The 16,780-nt window shown below is 36.2% G+C and carries 15 protein-coding genes; 12 read left to right on the forward strand and 3 right to left on the reverse strand.

Annotated features, from left to right (window positions below; all coding sequences use genetic code 11):
* Nucleotides 1-31: 31 nt before the first annotated feature.
* The 6 genes from RM573_RS11975 to RM573_RS12000 are packed head-to-tail and all read left to right on the forward strand — an operon-like array spanning nucleotide 32 to nucleotide 9,434.
* On the forward strand, nucleotides 32-2,779 hold the full coding sequence (locus tag RM573_RS11975) for a penicillin-binding transpeptidase domain-containing protein (protein WP_311582149.1): 2,748 nt from the start codon (nucleotides 32-34) through the stop codon (nucleotides 2,777-2,779).
* A gap of 32 nt (nucleotides 2,780-2,811) precedes the next feature.
* Complete coding sequence (locus RM573_RS11980) at nucleotides 2,812-5,124, forward strand: hypothetical protein (RefSeq protein WP_311582152.1); 2,313 nt, start codon at nucleotides 2,812-2,814, stop codon at nucleotides 5,122-5,124.
* Nucleotides 5,121-5,576, forward strand: coding sequence for an SH3 domain-containing protein (locus RM573_RS11985; protein ID WP_311582155.1), 456 nt, complete (start codon nucleotides 5,121-5,123; stop codon nucleotides 5,574-5,576). Before RM573_RS11980 ends, RM573_RS11985 begins: the two co-directional genes overlap by 4 nt.
* Entirely contained in the window at nucleotides 5,573-6,676 is a 1,104-nt protein-coding gene (locus RM573_RS11990; RefSeq protein ID WP_311582158.1) for a protein kinase family protein, read from the forward strand. The genes RM573_RS11985 and RM573_RS11990 overlap by 4 nt, the downstream gene beginning before the upstream one ends.
* Complete coding sequence (locus RM573_RS11995) at nucleotides 6,666-7,595, forward strand: metallophosphoesterase (RefSeq protein ID WP_311582161.1); 930 nt, start codon at nucleotides 6,666-6,668, stop codon at nucleotides 7,593-7,595. The genes RM573_RS11990 and RM573_RS11995 overlap by 11 nt, the downstream gene beginning before the upstream one ends.
* Complete coding sequence (locus RM573_RS12000; RefSeq protein ID WP_311582164.1) at nucleotides 7,596-9,434, forward strand: hypothetical protein; 1,839 nt, start codon at nucleotides 7,596-7,598, stop codon at nucleotides 9,432-9,434. It abuts the gene before it with no gap.
* 218 nt (nucleotides 9,435-9,652) lie between these two features.
* Here RM573_RS12000 and RM573_RS12005 read toward each other — a convergent pair whose 3' ends face one another.
* The 3 genes from RM573_RS12005 to RM573_RS12015 are packed head-to-tail and all read right to left on the reverse strand — an operon-like array spanning nucleotide 9,653 to nucleotide 12,885.
* Nucleotides 9,653-10,795 carry a hypothetical protein gene (locus RM573_RS12005; protein ID WP_311582167.1) on the reverse strand — a complete coding sequence of 381 codons (1,143 nt, stop codon included), beginning with the start codon at nucleotides 10,793-10,795 and terminating at the stop codon, nucleotides 9,653-9,655.
* Nucleotides 10,795-11,364 (reverse strand): hypothetical protein, encoded by a 570-nt coding sequence (locus RM573_RS12010; protein WP_311582170.1) that lies wholly within the window; start codon nucleotides 11,362-11,364, stop codon nucleotides 10,795-10,797. Before RM573_RS12010 ends, RM573_RS12005 begins: the two co-directional genes overlap by 1 nt.
* A gap of 15 nt (nucleotides 11,365-11,379) precedes the next feature.
* The gene (locus tag RM573_RS12015; protein ID WP_311582174.1) at nucleotides 11,380-12,885 is read right to left on the reverse strand and encodes a hypothetical protein; all 1,506 of its coding nucleotides are present in this window, start codon (nucleotides 12,883-12,885) and stop codon (nucleotides 11,380-11,382) included.
* Nucleotides 12,886-13,097: 212 nt separating this feature from the next.
* Between RM573_RS12015 and RM573_RS12020 the strand changes: the two genes are divergently transcribed.
* From RM573_RS12020 to mraY, 6 genes are all read left to right on the forward strand, one after another.
* A complete protein-coding gene (locus RM573_RS12020; RefSeq protein ID WP_311582177.1) occupies nucleotides 13,098-13,385 on the forward strand; it encodes a hypothetical protein in 288 nt (95 codons plus the stop codon).
* Between the two features lie 88 nt (nucleotides 13,386-13,473).
* Nucleotides 13,474-13,797: a hypothetical protein gene (locus RM573_RS12025; RefSeq protein WP_311582181.1), complete on the forward strand. Its 324-nt coding sequence runs from the start codon at nucleotides 13,474-13,476 to the stop codon at nucleotides 13,795-13,797.
* Nucleotides 13,798-13,866: 69 nt separating this feature from the next.
* Complete coding sequence (locus RM573_RS12030) at nucleotides 13,867-14,628, forward strand: hypothetical protein (protein WP_311582185.1); 762 nt, start codon at nucleotides 13,867-13,869, stop codon at nucleotides 14,626-14,628.
* Between the two features lie 195 nt (nucleotides 14,629-14,823).
* Complete coding sequence (locus tag RM573_RS12035; RefSeq protein ID WP_311582188.1) at nucleotides 14,824-15,183, forward strand: hypothetical protein; 360 nt, start codon at nucleotides 14,824-14,826, stop codon at nucleotides 15,181-15,183.
* Nucleotides 15,184-15,205: 22 nt separating this feature from the next.
* Entirely contained in the window at nucleotides 15,206-15,721 is a 516-nt protein-coding gene (locus RM573_RS12040) for a hypothetical protein (protein ID WP_311582193.1), read from the forward strand.
* Between the two features lie 81 nt (nucleotides 15,722-15,802).
* A complete protein-coding gene (mraY, locus tag RM573_RS12045; RefSeq protein WP_311582196.1) occupies nucleotides 15,803-16,759 on the forward strand; it encodes a phospho-N-acetylmuramoyl-pentapeptide-transferase in 957 nt (318 codons plus the stop codon).
* Nucleotides 16,760-16,780 lie beyond the last annotated feature (21 nt).

Raw genomic sequence — 16,780 nt, forward strand, 5'->3', positions numbered from 1 at the left:
CCCCTCATAAAATAAAACATGAGGAAGTTCTATGTTGCGCTTATTTGTTCCCCTTTTTACGTTAGTGATCACACTTACGGCAGCGACTTGGTTTTGGGCAGGAAAACCAACAGCTAATACCACGTTACTGACACATATTGAGCTGCCCGCAAGCCTTCAAAAAATTAATCAAAATCATACTTTACCCCTTCAATATCAATCAGGGCATAACGAGCTTTGGTTTGATGATGCACGGCTGATTACGCTGGGTGGGCAATTTCAGCAAGAGTATAAAATAGATATATGCGAGCAGCGTCGCTTTTTGTTGCCTCCTAATATTGCACCTAAGCCGCTTTTTGTCGGTCTAGACTTTTCACAGATTCAATCTTTACTTCATAATGAGAAAAAATTTAAAAGCCAAATACATGACTATCTGCATGGCCCTATTCTTGATAAAAGTGGCAGTGACGAAGACCTTCCTGGCGTTATTATTAGCAGTGAATATGGATTCTCTATAAAAGCCATAGAGCAAGTAAAGGTAATCACAGATACACAGCGTGATGACTTTACTGAATTTGCCTTTGTTTCAAATGACAAATTCACGTTAGTGCTACAACAAATTGACAAAAAAACAAATAAACTGGGTTGCACTCTTGGCATTCTGAGCATTCGCGTTTATAAACACTCACTCCATGCCAATATCATGCATTACTGGCTCAACGATAACAATAACTGGATAAAAGGTAATGTAAAAGAAGGTCTTTATCCGGCCCAAAATCAAATGAAATATGGTATTCAAAGCCTAAATCAATATATGCAGCAATGCGGATTAATGAAACTTGATGGGGACCGTTGGCAATTCGCCTCTCGCTATTTTTATACTGAAAAACTAACATCGGGCCAATTTAACGCTGAAAAGTCAGCGCATTGCCAAAAGGTTTTAGCAGCTTTTTATCATACACCTGCCGGTGAGGTGTTGCGAAATAGAGCTTTGGCGACTGAAGAGATTGCTAAGTCAATCGCTGCGGTAGCGTTACCTGCTGATGTTAATGTTAAAGCGTTTTCAGGTGTTCAACCCGTCAAACTGTCGTTAGGTGACATCTCTAATTATCAAGATTTGTTTTACCGTGATAGTAACCATCAATCTTTGATTTGGCATAAAGTGCTTAAAGAGCAAGTGAGCTTTTCTTTTAATGCGCCAGGTAAGGCCTTTTATCTCTACGTGTTAGGGCGAGATGTCACTATTACCGGCGCTACTTTTTTAGAAACTAGCGACCAGTGTATTAAAGGCCTTTGTCAGCAAGCAGGTGATGTAACCCTTTATTATTTAAAACCTACAAGCTCGAAAGTTAGCATTAAAGCTAATGGCGTGCGACAAGCTCTTTCGCCTATATTGAAAAAAAGGACCATAAAGCTTGGTGAGAAGCCAAGTTTACATGCGTTTAACGATACTACTGATAATGGCGGTGAAGAAAAGTTTAGCGTGGTAGATCGTAATGGTAAAAAGCTCGAGACTAAAGATATCCCCCACCTACTTGCTCCTTATGCTGGTCGTATTAATCGGTCTATGGGTAACAATATTATGTTGACCATAGATAAGGCGATGCAAAATGTAGTCAGCCAAAAGTTGAATGAATATATCAATGCAATGGATGAGAAACCATCATTTGCGACAGTTTCTGTGGCAAATGCTAATGGCGAGCTACTAGTACTTGCTCAAACCCCTCAAGCAAGCAATGAAACGAATTATCAACGTGCCGGTTATATTCAGGCCACAAAGCCGATTCATTCTCCCTTAACGTTTTTAGCGGCTTATCATGATGACTCACAAAGGTTCGTCTCAGGTAGTGTATTTAAACTCTTATCTGCTTTGCTTATTGCTGAAAAACTAGGAGGTAATCATCCCATGGTAAAGGGGCTAACCTTTGAGGGGTGGAAAAAAGCTCAAGGTGAAACGTTGATGAACCCTGAGCTCGGTTGTTTTCCTACTCAACAGGAGTCTTGTGTGGCTAACGGGCTTAGCAATTTTATTTTTAATGGAGAAAAACAAACAATTTATAATCGTACCTATGATAGAGAAGGCAATTTAAAGCATTCAAGTAGCGCTTATGGCTTAAAAGAAGCGATTAGAGACTCCTTAAATACGTATTTTGCTTTTATGGTTAATAAAGTTGCTAAAGAGCCTTTTTATTGGCAAAGCGCCTTTGGCAATGACGGATATGCTAATACCTCACCATTAAGACAATTTATCAGTCAATTCGGCTTTTATAAGCCGTTAAGGCTTGATGCAGGATTATTAGGTGATGCTGCTCTCAATTCAGTACTAAATGTTCCTGCGAGTAAGTTAAGGCACTATAACGTGGAATCACAATTCTGGCGGGCTGCCGTTGGTGAGCAAAACCGCGTTACGGCTTTGCAAGTTGCACAATTTACTTTAGCTATAGCAAAGCAACGTCTAGTGCCGCTGTCGCTACTTAAGTCAGTTGATGGTAGGCAGGCAAAAGTGTCAACCAATCCGATCAACGTTAAACAAAAATCATTTGAGCTTGTACAAGAAGCCATGTTATTAGCAGGCAAAAACTATAAAGCACTGAAGGAACTGCCTTTTGATATCTATGCAAAATCAGGCACGGGCGAGATAAGTAGAAAACATAATAATGCATGGATGACAGCCTATGTAAATAGACAAAATCCTGTGGTGATCACCTGTCAAATAGGCCAAGTAACAGGCACTGGGGGGGATTTATGTGGCCGATTAATCGCTGAGCTACTAAAGAGCGAAGTATTTTCCCAGCATTAAGACTAGACAGTTAGTTATATTTGGAAATAAAAATGCAAAATAATTTTTTACCTTATCGAATTGCCTTTTTTTTATTGGCTATAGTAGCGTTTGGCTTTGTTTTTTATCAGCTACCGCAGGTATATCAATTAGAGCAAGTAGTGCTTGGTGCAAAGGCGCAAGTAGTTGGAGAAAAAGAGCTTCACTCCCCTCAAATGTCTACTAAACATATTAGAATAGAAGACAAAGGCGAAGAAATTAAATTAAAGGACGTATCCTCTACTCGGAAGTTGTTGGTAAAATTTCAAGGTAAAACAGTTAATGCGAGCGGCATAGTGATTAACAATGCCACGGAGTTGCTCTTTGGTGATTCACTTCTTAAATTGAAACCTGTGATGAATGGTCTTGAAATAGCTTACGGCGAAAAATCATTTGTTTACAATATTAATGGTTTAGCTCAAGTAGAGCCTGAAGCCCTTTCGTTTGAATATTGTCGAGATTTACCTTATTTGTCAGGCAGCTTGGAGCAATCATTAATTACCTGGTTATTGAAATTAAAACCTAATGCCTTGTCTCAACTGGCTATTGGTGGCGATGTTCTGTGTAAAACGCGCTTAGCTATATCTGAATCACCATACATCAATGGAACCATTAGCTTAATAAAACAACACTTTGTTTTACACTCATCTACCCCTGAATCTTTGTTTATAAAAGAACTAGGTGGTGAGTGGAAGAGTTTGTCGTCATACGCAATTAATACTTCAGGCGAGTTTATTGCGGGGCGAACGGAATATAAAATAACACGAAATGTTGATAATGAAGCGCAGTATTTAGTTGAGGTTGAAAGCAAAAAGCCACAACGCCTAACTTCGCCAGAATTAACGACAGAAAAATGGACCGCTGTATTAGGGCAATCTCCAAAATTTAACGGTATTTCCCAAGCACTCTTGCTCTTTTCTGCTTGTATGCTTATAGCTGCGTTGTATTGGAAAAAGGTGTTCCGCTTTAATCGTTATCAGCCAACCGGCTTAAACCTATATTTTTTCAGTATTTTAGGTCTCTGTATTATCTCATTACATCAACTTGACATGATGGCTCTTCCTCTTGAGTGGCAGGTTGGTCTACTTGTGGTTGCAATGAGTTTGTTGCTAGAGCGATGGTGGCATTATGCTTTGGCATTTGTTGTTTTGGTTGGTGTTTTTAGTCAATTACTTTTAGGGGTCAATGCCCCGATAGATACCCTACTGATTAAAGCGCAACAGCAAATTGTAATTTTAAGTGTATTTTGTTTTGTTGTTGGGCTGGTCAAAGGGCTGAACATAGACTGTTTTCAACAGATATTAGCGGTGATAAAAAATAATCATTGGTTTTGGCTAGTGGTTAAATATGGCTTAGTTTTAGTTTACTGCCTGTTGTTGCTTAACCAATTTTTCTCTGGCAGTGAAACGGGCATCCCTAATTTTGTTAACCCTACAGAGATGATTAAACTGGTAATGGCGTTAGTGGCAGCAATTTTTATCGGCAGTTTATCTTTATACCATGGTAAAGGGTTACTTCCTCAGTTGATAAAATTATTTGTAGCAGGATTGGTATTTATTATCTTTGCGTTGCTATTTTTAGCGAGCATTAAAGACTTTTCACCAGTGATTATATTATCTGCCATGTTACTGGCTATTACAGTTGTTTTAGTCATTATTTTTCTGACGAGAGAAAAGGCCCAATCGCGACAATTCGGCTATTTTATAATTGTTATTGCATGTGCCGCCATATTCACAACCCATTATTGGGTTGCCAAACAAATTGATGAGTTGTCGATGGATACTTATCAGCTGTCTTTGTTGCCAGCGGTCGATCGCTGGAAGTCATTAAAGTATCCAGAGCAAAACTATATTAACGCCTACCAAATCAACGAAGCAAAGCGTGTTCAAGTAACAGAGCAATTGTCAGGGATCTCTAATTGGAATAAACGAGTTGCAGTGCCAGCCATTCAAGATGATTTATCATTAACCCACCTGATTGTGCGTACAGGCTGGTTATTTAGTACATTTTTTGTTGGTATGTTTGTTGGGTTGGCAAGTTATTTATTTTTAACATCCTGCCAAGTGATTTTACTATCAATTAAATTCACAGGTTTATTAATTGTGAAGCAAGAAGTTATTCAACTTGCCATTTTTTGTACCTTAATGAGTGCAGCATTATTAGCTCATATCATTATAAATATTGGCTCAAATTTAGGTGTTATACCGTTGATGGGGCAACCCTTGGCGTTTCTTAGCATTGCTAACAGCCATTTATTAACGTTTGTTATACCAACCATAGTCACATTTACAATGCTGCAAAAACAACAAGTAAGGGTTATGTCATGAGTTTATTTCAATCATTTTTATTACCAACAACCGTTTTGCAGTGGGGTGGTTTGTTTGCATCGTTAATGTTGGTATTTGTTGGCTTTCAACTCTTACCATTTAAGTGGCGCAAGCAAATAGGTGTTATACAAATTATCGCATTGCTTGTTATAGCTTACTTAATATACCTAGGTGGACACTATTTATTAAAGCATCATGATATCGTGCCAGCAGAAAAGGCTCCTAACGAAATATCAATATCTAAGCCTGAAAATTGGGTTGCGATGCAAGTTAAAGTCAAAGCCCTAAACCTTAGAACGTGCAAAACCACGTACTGTGACTCGATTGTTTTATTGCCTATTGGTAAGACTGTGATGGTTGATTTAAATTCAAACGACAATAATTGGTTGAACGCAACAGTTGATGGTCAGTCTGGTTTTGTATCAAGTATTTACCTGGAGCGCGAAAAATGATTATTAAAGGTCGAAACAATGATTACAAGGTAATGAAATCCAAAAATAATGAAGGTGCGAGGTTGGTTATGCAACTTACCGGTAAGGAGCAAGGAAAGCTATTGCAATGTGTTGATGGCAGCACTGAAAACGCATTAGACAGCATATTTTTTTCGCAGCGAAGTTATAGCATAGTTGCCTTTAGCGCATTAGGTGACAAAGGCTCTGTTAATAATAGTAAAGTGCGACTCAATACATTTGAATATTGGCTTTCACCTCAGATAAATAATTGGGAAAGGTTAGGGGGAGGAAGCTTTGGCGATGTTTACTCTGCTATTTCATTAGATAATCAACTAGTGGCATTAAAGGTTTTTGACTCTGAAAAAGATTGGCTACAAGAGTTAAACAATACAAAAGAATTAAAAGCACTTAAGCCACCCCAAGGTATTTGTTTGCCGATAGATTTTGGAACATTTCAAGACAAATGGATAATAGTTTACCCAAGAGGGACAAATAAAAGTCATTTAACGTCAATGTTACCGGTAAACTTATTATTGGTCAGTATGTTAAATCTAACACAAGCGCTGTCTTGGCTTCATGATCAAAGTTTGTATCATGGTGATATTAAGTTAGATAATTTGTTATTCACCAGTAACGGATTATCTTTTATTGACTTTGGCTTGCTTAATAAACAAATTACTCCCACAGAAAACATTGAATATGTTACTTATCGAAGCCCCGAAATGATCGAGAATAAAATTAATTTTAAAACAGAAGTGTTGGCACTCGGTATTTGTTTTTATCAAATGTTTTATTGTAATTTATTGCTTTTTAATGGTATTAGGTTGGGTAATAATGAGGAGAAATATATTCTGACATATCAGCGAGAGCAGCTTCCACCTGAAAATTGGTCTTCGCCGTTTGTATTAAGTTTTGCTGAGTTAGATAACTTATTAGCTGGCATACTTTCTCGCTCGTTTTTGCCTATTGAAAAAGCTGCTTTGATTTCAATATTTCAACTGATTAAAGATATGTTAATCTTAGATGATTCCATACGACTGAATGCGCAAGATGTTTGCGAGCGAATAATAAAACTACAAGGAATGAGTTGTGAACAATAATATAGTTTCTAAAGGCGGTGTTAGAGCGCTAATTATGTCTGATTTGCATTTGGAGTATGAGCCATGGGCCGGAGTTAGAAAGCCAGGGGGGTCACTGCCTTTGAGACCACCAGCAACTAGTTTTGATTTAATTATATTAGCAGGAGATATTTCTACAGCAGGCGATAGACATCATGAAACGAATAAGTTTGTTCCTGAGCTTTATTGTCGTTTATTAGACTACTTAGAAGAGCTAAATAGCTATAATAAACCTATATTATTTGTGAATGGTAACCATGAATATTATTATTCATCTAATTTTGGAAACCTTAAAGAGAGCTTATCTCAAAGATTAGAGGCGCCTGCTTATAGTAATATTCATCTTTTAGATAGAAGTGCTTTTGAATATCAAGGAATCACCTTTATTGGTGCTACTTTGTGGACCGACTTTGATAATAAAAATAAAGACGAGATGGCAAAAGCAAAAATCAAAATGTCAGATTATGATGTTATTGCGCCACCCAAGCCACCACCAGATGAAAAACATTACAAAATAACACCCCAAAATGTCTACGATGAACACTACAGTGATTTACTTTATATTACTGAACAGCTCGAAAATTCAAGTGCTAAGAACTGCGTAGTTATTACCCACCATGCGCCAGTTGAACATCATGAGCTGTCTCTGGATTTACCAAGTGCATATCAAAGTGACTTAAGCTCAGTTATCTCAAAATTGAAACCTTTAGCATGGGTTCATGGGCATATTCATCAATCAATAGATAAAACCGTTGTCGATACGCGAATTCTGTGTAATCCACGTGGTTATATTGCCCATAAACGTAAAAATTCAAACGGGAATATAGTAGAAGAGCCAGCAAGACTTAACCCTAACTTTAAGCCAGATTTTATTGTTAATTTTAACATTCAAGGAAAGTAGATGAGCCAGTCGAGTTTTTGTGAAGATTGCGAAAATTATTTCAGTGGAGATAGTTGTCGCATGTGCGGTATGTCACCTAACATTAAAAGTGAAGAACAGCTTGAAAGCATCGCTTCTCCAGGGGATAAAAATTTGGTTTTATTAAAGCGCTACAAAATATCCGAACGCAAGAGAATTACTCCTTTCCCTGGCTTTAACCTGTATAGTAATAAAAATGATGGTAATGGCTGGGAAATAGTAGAAGAGCTTGAAGAAATTGCGGCTAAAAATAATTGGCGAAAGTGGTTTTTTGGTAAAGAAGAAAACGGTTTTGTTTACTATTTGAATACGCTGTCGCTGCCAATTAAATTTGAATGGTTTGTACCTTTTAATGGTGAAAAATACCGAGTTAAAACAACAGTAGAAATTAAGGTTTTGCAACCTGAGTTCTTTATTACGCAAAATCAAGGCAGAGAAAGCATATTACTTGATGAAGTGGCAGATAGCATTGAGGGTTCAGCAAAGGAGCGACTGAAAAATGTCCTTGCTGCACTCAATGCTGAATCTATCGACTTTGCGCGGTGCCAAACCGACATTCATGCAAGATGCCAAAATATTCTGGGCGATAAAGGCATTGATATCATATCAGTGACAATGAGCGCAGAGGTAGAAGTCGACTTAGTGCTTAAACGCCTCAGAGAGGATAAAATGAAAGCGACTCACCAGCGAGACATACTCACGTACCAATCAACCGAAGAAAACTTAACTGAGCAGCATGTAGACAATAAAACCACTGAAACAGCGTTGGTAAAATCTGATAATAGTTTAAAGCTTGAGTTAAAAGAGATCAAAAAGAGAACAGTCATTCGAAAAGAAGAGGCTAAAGCAGAACTAGAAGCACTAGAAGAGGAATGGTTGGTTAAAGAAGGGGAAATCAAAATAGGAACTAAAGCTGAGGTTGCTCAAATTCAGGGAAAGACCGAAGTCGCCGTGGTTGAAATAAAAGGGGCAGTTGAATTAGAAGAAGAAGGTACCAAACTAGATGGGGTTACAAATAAAAGAGCCGTAATAAATATTGACCATGCACTTGCACTTCATAAAAAATCTACAGCACACTTTGCATCACTGAAACAACAAAATGAAAATCAAGATACAGATAATTCTGACAAGTCATCAGAGAAAGAAGAACAAGCTGAGTTTAAATCTTCTGAAATACTTCAACGTTTCTCTGAGATTATTACAATTGAAAATACAAATGATGTTATTTGTCAGAGCGATGAATTTGGTGAATATTTTTGGGAAAAATTAACGAGTACTTCTAGTGAATTAGAATATTTATTGAATAATGAAACATTGCATTATGTGCGCTACGAAGAGAATTATTGTTATTCTATTGATGAAATTATTTTATTGCATCAAACATTAAAAAGGCTTAAACAGTTTAGTTGCTTCAATAAAGCATATTCTGAGACTCACCTCATCTTTGGTTTTAAAAAACAAACAATGGCGAATATGGCACAACCATTTGGAAGAAATAAGTTATTAGAGCAATTGTCAAAGCCAAATGGGCACTGTTCAGTTTCAATAAAAAATAAAATACATGACAGAGAAATAGGCTTAGTATTCAACAATGGAGCTCACGTAAGAATTAAACTAAGTTTTGGTTTGGGTTTTTGGCTTTTTGATAAAAATTTATTGCCAAGCGAGCTGCTTGAAAAGTTACAAACACCTATAGAACATAGAGATATTACACCAGATCTTGTCGCTAGTATTAAGCAAGTAAATTTACCTGTTCAAAATAAAAAGCATGAAAAAGACACAACGATTAGTTTATGGGGGTATAAACCGGTAGCAATCTAAACGTGTTCTAGTGGTTCACATTTTGATGATAACCTTGCTAGATTAGAATGGAGTTAAATGACCCTGTAACAATATCTGTGTAAGTACCACTATTAAATATAGCCTGATATATGGTCTTCGAATTCAATCATAAATCGATTCAAGGCCGTTTTCTAATTTCTGGCATGGTTAGTCAGCTGCTCAGATCTAGTCGAACAAATACGCTTCAATAGTTCTTACTATAGACTTATTAAGCTGCCTGGTTTTGCGTTTATCAGTTGCATGTCTTTTTGAGGCCCAATAAACCATTGTTTATTGTTACTTTGTAATCGAATGTTGGTATTGTGCTCTAGTGGCACTTTTGCCCTATCTATATGGGCATAGTTTGGGTTAAATAAATAAACATGGCCGATGTGCGGTAATTGTTCACTGTAGACTAATGCATAAGCGCCTTCTATATATTTTATAGAAAAGCCCAATTTGGTGTCTTCAAAAAATAATTTGGCGATCTTCGTTCCATCTTTCAGTTCAGCGACATAATCTAATGTTATGGAGTGAGATTCATAGCCAAAATCATTTGTATATTGATAACTATCTATGCTGTTAAAAAGTTGTTCGTTAACTTTTGGTAATACAGGTACCGTAGTTTGTGCAAGATGGTTGTATACCAACTGGTTTTTATTGTTAAACCTTAATTCAAAAATACTGCGAGAGACGACCTTAGATTCGACTAATGTAGTAAAGTCACGATCAATTATCTCTCCTTCACTGTAGCGTTCAAAGAGTGATTGAAACAATCTAACGTCGGGGTCTCGTATAGGGTTTTTATCACCTCGTCCAAAAGAAACTTTGCTTCTAAATGCTTGAATGGTTTGTTCGTTTTCACCGGCTTTCATTCGCAGATACAATGGTTTATCAACCAATATTTCGGGCGTGTGCTCTTTTAATGGTAAAGGCTCTGTTTGATAAAAAGTGTGCTGGTTTTCTTCGGTTAACTCTATTTTATCGTAAACATATGTCCTGGCCTTTATGTGGGCAGTCCCTTTAATTGAACCACCGACTATAGTATCAGCTTCAATAATTAAAGAATTTTCTTGCCAATTAAGTGTTAGGTATGATGTATAAATAATATTAGGGGTTTTTATTACAATTTCATTAATTAAAGCGCTTTTTCCACTAGGCTTATGTATTTGGCCTAAAAAGGTCAGTTCATTACTTGGAAAACTTGGCGGCGTAAGTTGATTAACTTCACCTAACTCATTTTTTAATTGCACAGAAATATCGTTAATAGCTTCAGAGCAAGTTAATAGGCACTTAATCGGAAAGTCTACCGCTTTATCAAGCGCTATGTTGCCGTTTGGTATTTGAACAGTTAACTGCATTATGTGTCCTTTCGTAAACTAAAGTGTAAAGAGTTAGTTGATTCGCTTGCAATTAATGATAAGCCATTTACTGAGTAGTCGTCATGACCTTTTAGCAATTCAATTTCACCATCTTTAACAAGGAGTTCAAATTTTGTCGAATGACAAATTCCAAAACCACTAATAAGTTGTGAATCGACAATACAATAATTATCAAAGCTAGCAACTTTTTGGTTTTGAATGAAAAGACTATACTTTCCTGAGCAGCTATACCCTTCTCCCCAGATAATGTTTGCATCATCATCTTGATTATAATGACTAAACATTAACTCAATATTAGCCTGGCCAAAGAAAAGCCTCAGTCTTGGTATTACCAAGTAATTAAATTTTTCTTTAATATTAATACTGTTATTTTTTCGCAAAACGTATTTATGCCAGATGCCTCTTGGAAGTATAACGATCACTTTCGTATAGGGCTTTAGGATTTTAAGTTTTTCCATTAATAAACTTGTTAAGGCGTCAGACGATTTATCTGAAAACAATTCGTAAAAGTTAATAGAAACTTGGGACGTTAAATTGGGATTTGGCATTTATTTCCCTCACTCTTAATCATTTTTAACGGTTAGTTTGAAAATAAAGCAGCCTATCAAGATCAATGTCCCTGACTTTGTTTTGACTTTTTCTGTGATCTCTGTAACAGCAGTCTTCTCAATTAAATAACATGAGGGCTTATCCGGAATTGGAGTTACTTCGACAACACCATCTTTGGATAATAATACCTGTAAATGCTCTCGACTAAAGCCGTACGGAGCAATCGGTTCATGTTTTCCAGTGAGATCGAACCCTTTATAGCTTTCAATTTTATTTAACTCTTTGTTATTACGTCCAAAACTTACAGTTTTGTTAGATTTGACACATACTTCTGGCCCTTCTTTAATTAAAGCCAATTTACTTACACCTAGCCGATTTAAACCATCATGATTGCAATCAACTTTTTGTAAGTCTTTTGCACACGTCTCATCTAAACCATATAGATTCAAATAGTCACCAAAAATGACCAAAGATGATAATTTAATATTACAAGTTGAAGGTTCTTGAATACGTTTAGTCATAAGAGGAGCAAATTCATCATCAAAACAAGTATGCTTTTCATCAACTTGATTGGAAATAGTCTTAAGAGGTGAGAACTCACTCTGGTAGTGTGCTTGTTGTGTAGCTTCTTGAATGTGATCTATTGGTTGTTCACTGTGAATCACTTTATCGTCACTAGAGTAAGAGTTTTTGATGTCATGCTTACTGTTCTCGACTAGTAATTTTAGGTCAACTTCTATAGTCAAGCTGAACTCTTCTTTAATGCCAGAATTATTAAAATATACAGTTATACGATCTTTATCCCAAGTGAAACTCCATCCGCTTGGTACTGTAACAATAGGACAATAATTTTCTTCACCGTTAAATTGAATGTTTGGTGGTGATATTAATATATAATCACTACCAATTTCGGCACTAGCGACAGGAATGTTTGCTTTTTCTAGAACAAATCTATCAATATAAATATCAGGTCTTTCTTTATCAGAATCTGCGATAGTAATATCTGCAATTTCAACCTCAGCACTAAGAACTCTCATTATTGTTTTGGTGCCTGAACGTGAATTACTTCCAAACTTTATCGCGATATTGCCATCTTCAATAAAATCATCATCTGCGATAGAGAATTTAACATCTTGTATTTCTTCTTGTGCTTTGTTTAGTTGTTTTAGCAATACATCCTTGAAGTTTGGTAAGTATTCTTTCTCTATTCTTTCTCTATTTTTGCTGTTACATGATGTGGGCATCATTAATTCTAGGTGGAAAACGCCATCAACGATAGATTCTCTTATGTAAGTGTTTTTTTGGTCAACGATTAAATGACTGTCTTTGGCATCATGGTCTTCTTTTGTGATGAACATTTTGTCGAATATCACATCTGCAAAAGCTTCATGGTATTTGGATGCTATTTCAAGATTGGCAAAATATGGGCCATAGTAAGTTGTAAGTAGGCAAGTAGACTGTGTGCTTATTACATCTATATCTATAGATGCTTTCTGTTTATAAAATGATAAAATACCCATTGTGTTTTTCTCCAAAAGATTAAAATAAATTTCACAGCCAGTAACATGCTGGGATTTTTATATTCCTTGTTTCGGTGTTTTTCAAATGTGCAGTTAACCATTCGTCTTATCATTATTTTATTTTTTCGCTTATTACCTCTGTTAGTTCATTTCTTGAAAATCCCAGCATAAACCTTGTTGAATATAAATAATGAAACGCAAAGGGAAAAATTATGAATTTACGTGCAAAACTAAAAGAAGTTGCTCAACAACATAATGAGACCTTTGTTTTACTTTTGAAAAAAGTGAAACGTTTGAATAGTGAACAATTAGAAAACCTGATTTTAGTCGGAAATGATAATGAGAAGAGACTTGCCCAAGCCGAGCATAATCTTATTGGATTTCGAGAAAACATAAAAAAACAAATGCGGGATATGGTTGAAGAAACAGCAAATTCTGCATTCGAAGAAGCGCTAAGTAAAGCTGGTTATAAATTAGTGGGCCATATCGAAAAGGTATAATTTTTTATACATCATAAATTCGGAAGTGTAATTTTCCCAGCATAAATAATTCTGAACCCAATCAATTAAATTTAAGGAATAACAAAATATGTTTTCTCAAAAACTTCTTAATACTTTAAAGGAAGGCAATCGTGAATTTGCAGCAATGAAAGCAGCTTTAGCAAAAGTAAACAGTATGAATAAACCTCAATTAGAAGAGCTTAAAACAACAGGAACAACAATAGAAAAAAATCAAGCTGCATTTGAGCTGATGGTTCGAGAGTCAAACGAATACGTATCATCACTTATGGAGGGTGCAATCAAGGACACTGCGAATAATGCGTTTGAAAAGGCATTTAATGATGGTTTTGAAAAGGGGTTAAATAAAGCAGGCTATAAGTTAGTGGGTCATATCGAGAAGATAGAGTCCTAAACTTATTTTCGTTGTTATTACGAAAATCCCAGTACATATCTCACTGGAAACTAATTTAGTGGAGTTGAAATGATTTTAACGTTATTTGCGTGGCTAAATCCGCAGACTGGAAACAAGCTAAGAAATAATCAAAGTAATCAATCTGCTTTTTCAAAAGGTATCGGAAATAGCTCGGCGGGGCCAAAACCAGCAGTGGGTGGTAATCAAAATTTAGGAGTACCTATGAGGTTGTTTGGAAAAGAAAGTCCGTTACAAGGTAAGCAAAGTATCAATGTGGCGAATATCGCTAGTTCAAGTCGAGCAAGTAAGGGTAACCCTTGGTTGGCAATCATTATAGCATTTGCACTAACTGCATATTTGTTATTTGCATTGTTTTCCTGGGTCTCTCAGGAGTATATCTTTCAAAAAGAAATGTTTTCGTTACAGTTTGGTATTGAACACGAACTCGTACCGAGATTTCTTAAATCCAAAAGTGATGGTCGCTATGTCACGGCAAAGTTACTCACCTTTTATTTAAGTTATCCGTTGGTCATTATTTTGTCCTACTTAATCTATCAATGGTTAGTGACTAGCCTGCATAGGTTTGGTGGCTATTGCGCTAAGGTGAATTATGTCACACCAGAATTTAGGTTGAGAGGGGTTGCCTTTGCGGCTGATATTGCACCGGTTTTTGGCATTATGTCGAGTTTATGGGCATTGATGAATAAAGGCGGAGACGATGAATATGTGCGATGGGTTATGTGCGGACCAAGTTTTTTGGGGATGACCGCGTACGCGATGGCCACTATCTATCTACATTGGATGCCTGCATCGGAGGTAAAAAATGGCTAACTCAAAACAGTACCTAAAAAGTAAAACCGGTCTATGGCAGCTTTATGTCGATATTCTCATCATGATGATGGTAGTAGCGATGTAATGTGTGGCTATATGAGAATTGGTGTTATAAAGCGATACTTTAATTTAGCTGAATGTGCTTAAGCGCTACCACGACACTGTAACGAACTTAATAAAAACTAGAGATCAAAAATGGAACAATTAATCCAATTTCAATTGCCATGTAATTTTGAGAGTGCAGGTGAACCTAATATAGAGCTTGATGGTGCAGATATACGTGTCATATTTAGAGATGAAAACTTATACCCTTTCCTACAAATTTTGTTAGGTGATTATGTTGCTTATAAGTGGCAAATGGCCAAAACATTAACAGAGCACGAGAAAGTAGGTGAGTGTTATCAAGTTTTAAATTCAAACTGGCTTCAAGAACACGTAAGTCAGGATGTTATTAACCCTGAAGATCGATATTGTCATTACAAGCTAATCTTTAGAGACAGTCAATTGGAAGTGCTGGCTTTGGGTATTGATACCGACATACGTTATAGCATTTAACTAACATTAATACGGAATATATATGAGTAATATAATCAATATATTAAGAGCCATCCCCTTTATTTTTGCTTTGTTTATTAACTTGGCTTATGGCGAAGAAACTACATCTTCATTTTTTATTGCAGAAGCTAATAATGACGACATATCTTCAATAACTCAGCCATTAAATAGTAATACTAACGAGGTTAGCATGCTGTTTGACTTTGGAAAGAAATCTGAAAGCAAACAGCCACGTTTTTCCATCATACTTTCAGATCATGAAAAAAAACATATTGTCTCTATTCAGTTTATTCGAAATGAAGAAGGGGTAACAAGTCTAGCTATCAAAGATGTAGGACAGCAATTACCACTTTCAAACTTAGGGAAAAGCAAAAGATTATCTGTAGTTTTGTCTGAATTAACTACTAACCAACTTGGCATTCACGTTAAAGGTGAAAAAAACATTCATCAAGTAATCGACCTCCCTTTTAATGCACAGCAGCTAAAATTTTGGCTAAAAGGTGGTGAGCTGAATATGTACTATATGATCACACGTTAAGGCAGTATTATTCTTAAGTGGTTTAACCTTTTACTTTTCCCAGCATAAAACATACTCATATTTGTAATAAAGGGTTGATTTATGTTGGCTGAGCAAAGTAGTTTTCTTTTAGCGCTATTGATAATACTCATTAGCTTTGTAATTTATGTAGTGCTTTGCCCGTTATTTATCAAGTTACTTGCCAAGTTAAGCTGGCGTGAAACGTTAAAAACGGACAATGCTGATTTACATGCTCATAAAGCGGGTACTTATACATCAGGTGGTGTATTAATTGTTAGTGTTGTGTCAATAATGAGCCTGATTATTGGTTATGAGCACTCTTCTATAATTGTTGATTTAGTGATTAGCGTTGTTTTATTTAGTTTCGTAGGTTTGATAGACGACGCCCTTAAAATACGTAAAGGATATGGGTTAAGAAAATCAACAAAAATGGGGCTACTTTTTTTGGCCAGTGTAATAACAATGTTGATTGTTCCTATGTACCAAGTAAATACTTTGTTTTCCGCTTTATTTGCTCTTTTAATTCTTGTGGGAACCAGTAATTCGGTTAACTTAACAGACGGTATTGATGGTCTAGCAACAAGCATCTGCATCATTGTGTTAATTATATTTCTAATGTCTATGCTAGGCGTGAGCAATAGCCATTGGTTTGATCATTTAGCTAAAAGTGAGCTTTCGAGTTTAATAGTTATAACAGCCTGTGTATTAGGGAGTTGCTTAGGGTTTTTAATATTTAATCGTCACCCAGCAATATTATTTATGGGTGACACTGGGAGTTTGGCGCTTGGCGGCTTTATTGCAATGTTGAGCTTAATGTCTAGTTCACCATTCATACTAGCTTTAATAGGTATAGTGTTCGTGATAGAGGCACTATCCGTTATTATTCAAGTATCGGTTTTTAAGTGCAAAGGGCGACGTGTTTTCTTACGAGCACCCATTCATCATCATTTTGAAAAACGAGGTTGGGCGGAAAACAAAATAGTCGTGTGTTTTTCATTAATATCAGCTTGCGCGGGGTTATTGGCTTTGCTAATCTGATTTGCTGTTACATTTTGTAAT

The sequence above is a fragment of the Thalassotalea castellviae genome, assembly GCF_031846185.1.
In the GTDB taxonomy this organism is placed as follows: Bacteria; Pseudomonadota; Gammaproteobacteria; order Enterobacterales; family Alteromonadaceae; genus Thalassotalea_H; species Thalassotalea_H castellviae.

Coding starts and splice junctions, on each gene's coding strand:
- RM573_RS11975 (WP_311582149.1), top strand. CDS start 32: ATGTTGCGCTTATTTGTTCCCCTTTTTACGTTAGTGATCACACTTACG.
- RM573_RS11980 (WP_311582152.1), top strand. CDS start 2,812: ATGCAAAATAATTTTTTACCTTATCGAATTGCCTTTTTTTTATTGGCT.
- RM573_RS11985 (WP_311582155.1), top strand. CDS start 5,121: ATGAGTTTATTTCAATCATTTTTATTACCAACAACCGTTTTGCAGTGG.
- RM573_RS11990 (WP_311582158.1), top strand. CDS start 5,573: ATGATTATTAAAGGTCGAAACAATGATTACAAGGTAATGAAATCCAAA.
- RM573_RS12000 (WP_311582164.1), top strand. CDS start 7,596: ATGAGCCAGTCGAGTTTTTGTGAAGATTGCGAAAATTATTTCAGTGGA.
- RM573_RS12005 (WP_311582167.1), bottom strand. CDS start 10,795: ATGCAGTTAACTGTTCAAATACCAAACGGCAACATAGCGCTTGATAAA.
- RM573_RS12010 (WP_311582170.1), bottom strand. CDS start 11,364: ATGCCAAATCCCAATTTAACGTCCCAAGTTTCTATTAACTTTTACGAA.
- RM573_RS12015 (WP_311582174.1), bottom strand. CDS start 12,885: ATGGGTATTTTATCATTTTATAAACAGAAAGCATCTATAGATATAGAT.
- RM573_RS12020 (WP_311582177.1), top strand. CDS start 13,098: ATGAATTTACGTGCAAAACTAAAAGAAGTTGCTCAACAACATAATGAG.
- RM573_RS12025 (WP_311582181.1), top strand. CDS start 13,474: ATGTTTTCTCAAAAACTTCTTAATACTTTAAAGGAAGGCAATCGTGAA.
- RM573_RS12030 (WP_311582185.1), top strand. CDS start 13,867: ATGATTTTAACGTTATTTGCGTGGCTAAATCCGCAGACTGGAAACAAG.
- RM573_RS12035 (WP_311582188.1), top strand. CDS start 14,824: ATGGAACAATTAATCCAATTTCAATTGCCATGTAATTTTGAGAGTGCA.
- RM573_RS12040 (WP_311582193.1), top strand. CDS start 15,206: ATGAGTAATATAATCAATATATTAAGAGCCATCCCCTTTATTTTTGCT.
- mraY (WP_311582196.1), top strand. CDS start 15,803: ATGTTGGCTGAGCAAAGTAGTTTTCTTTTAGCGCTATTGATAATACTC.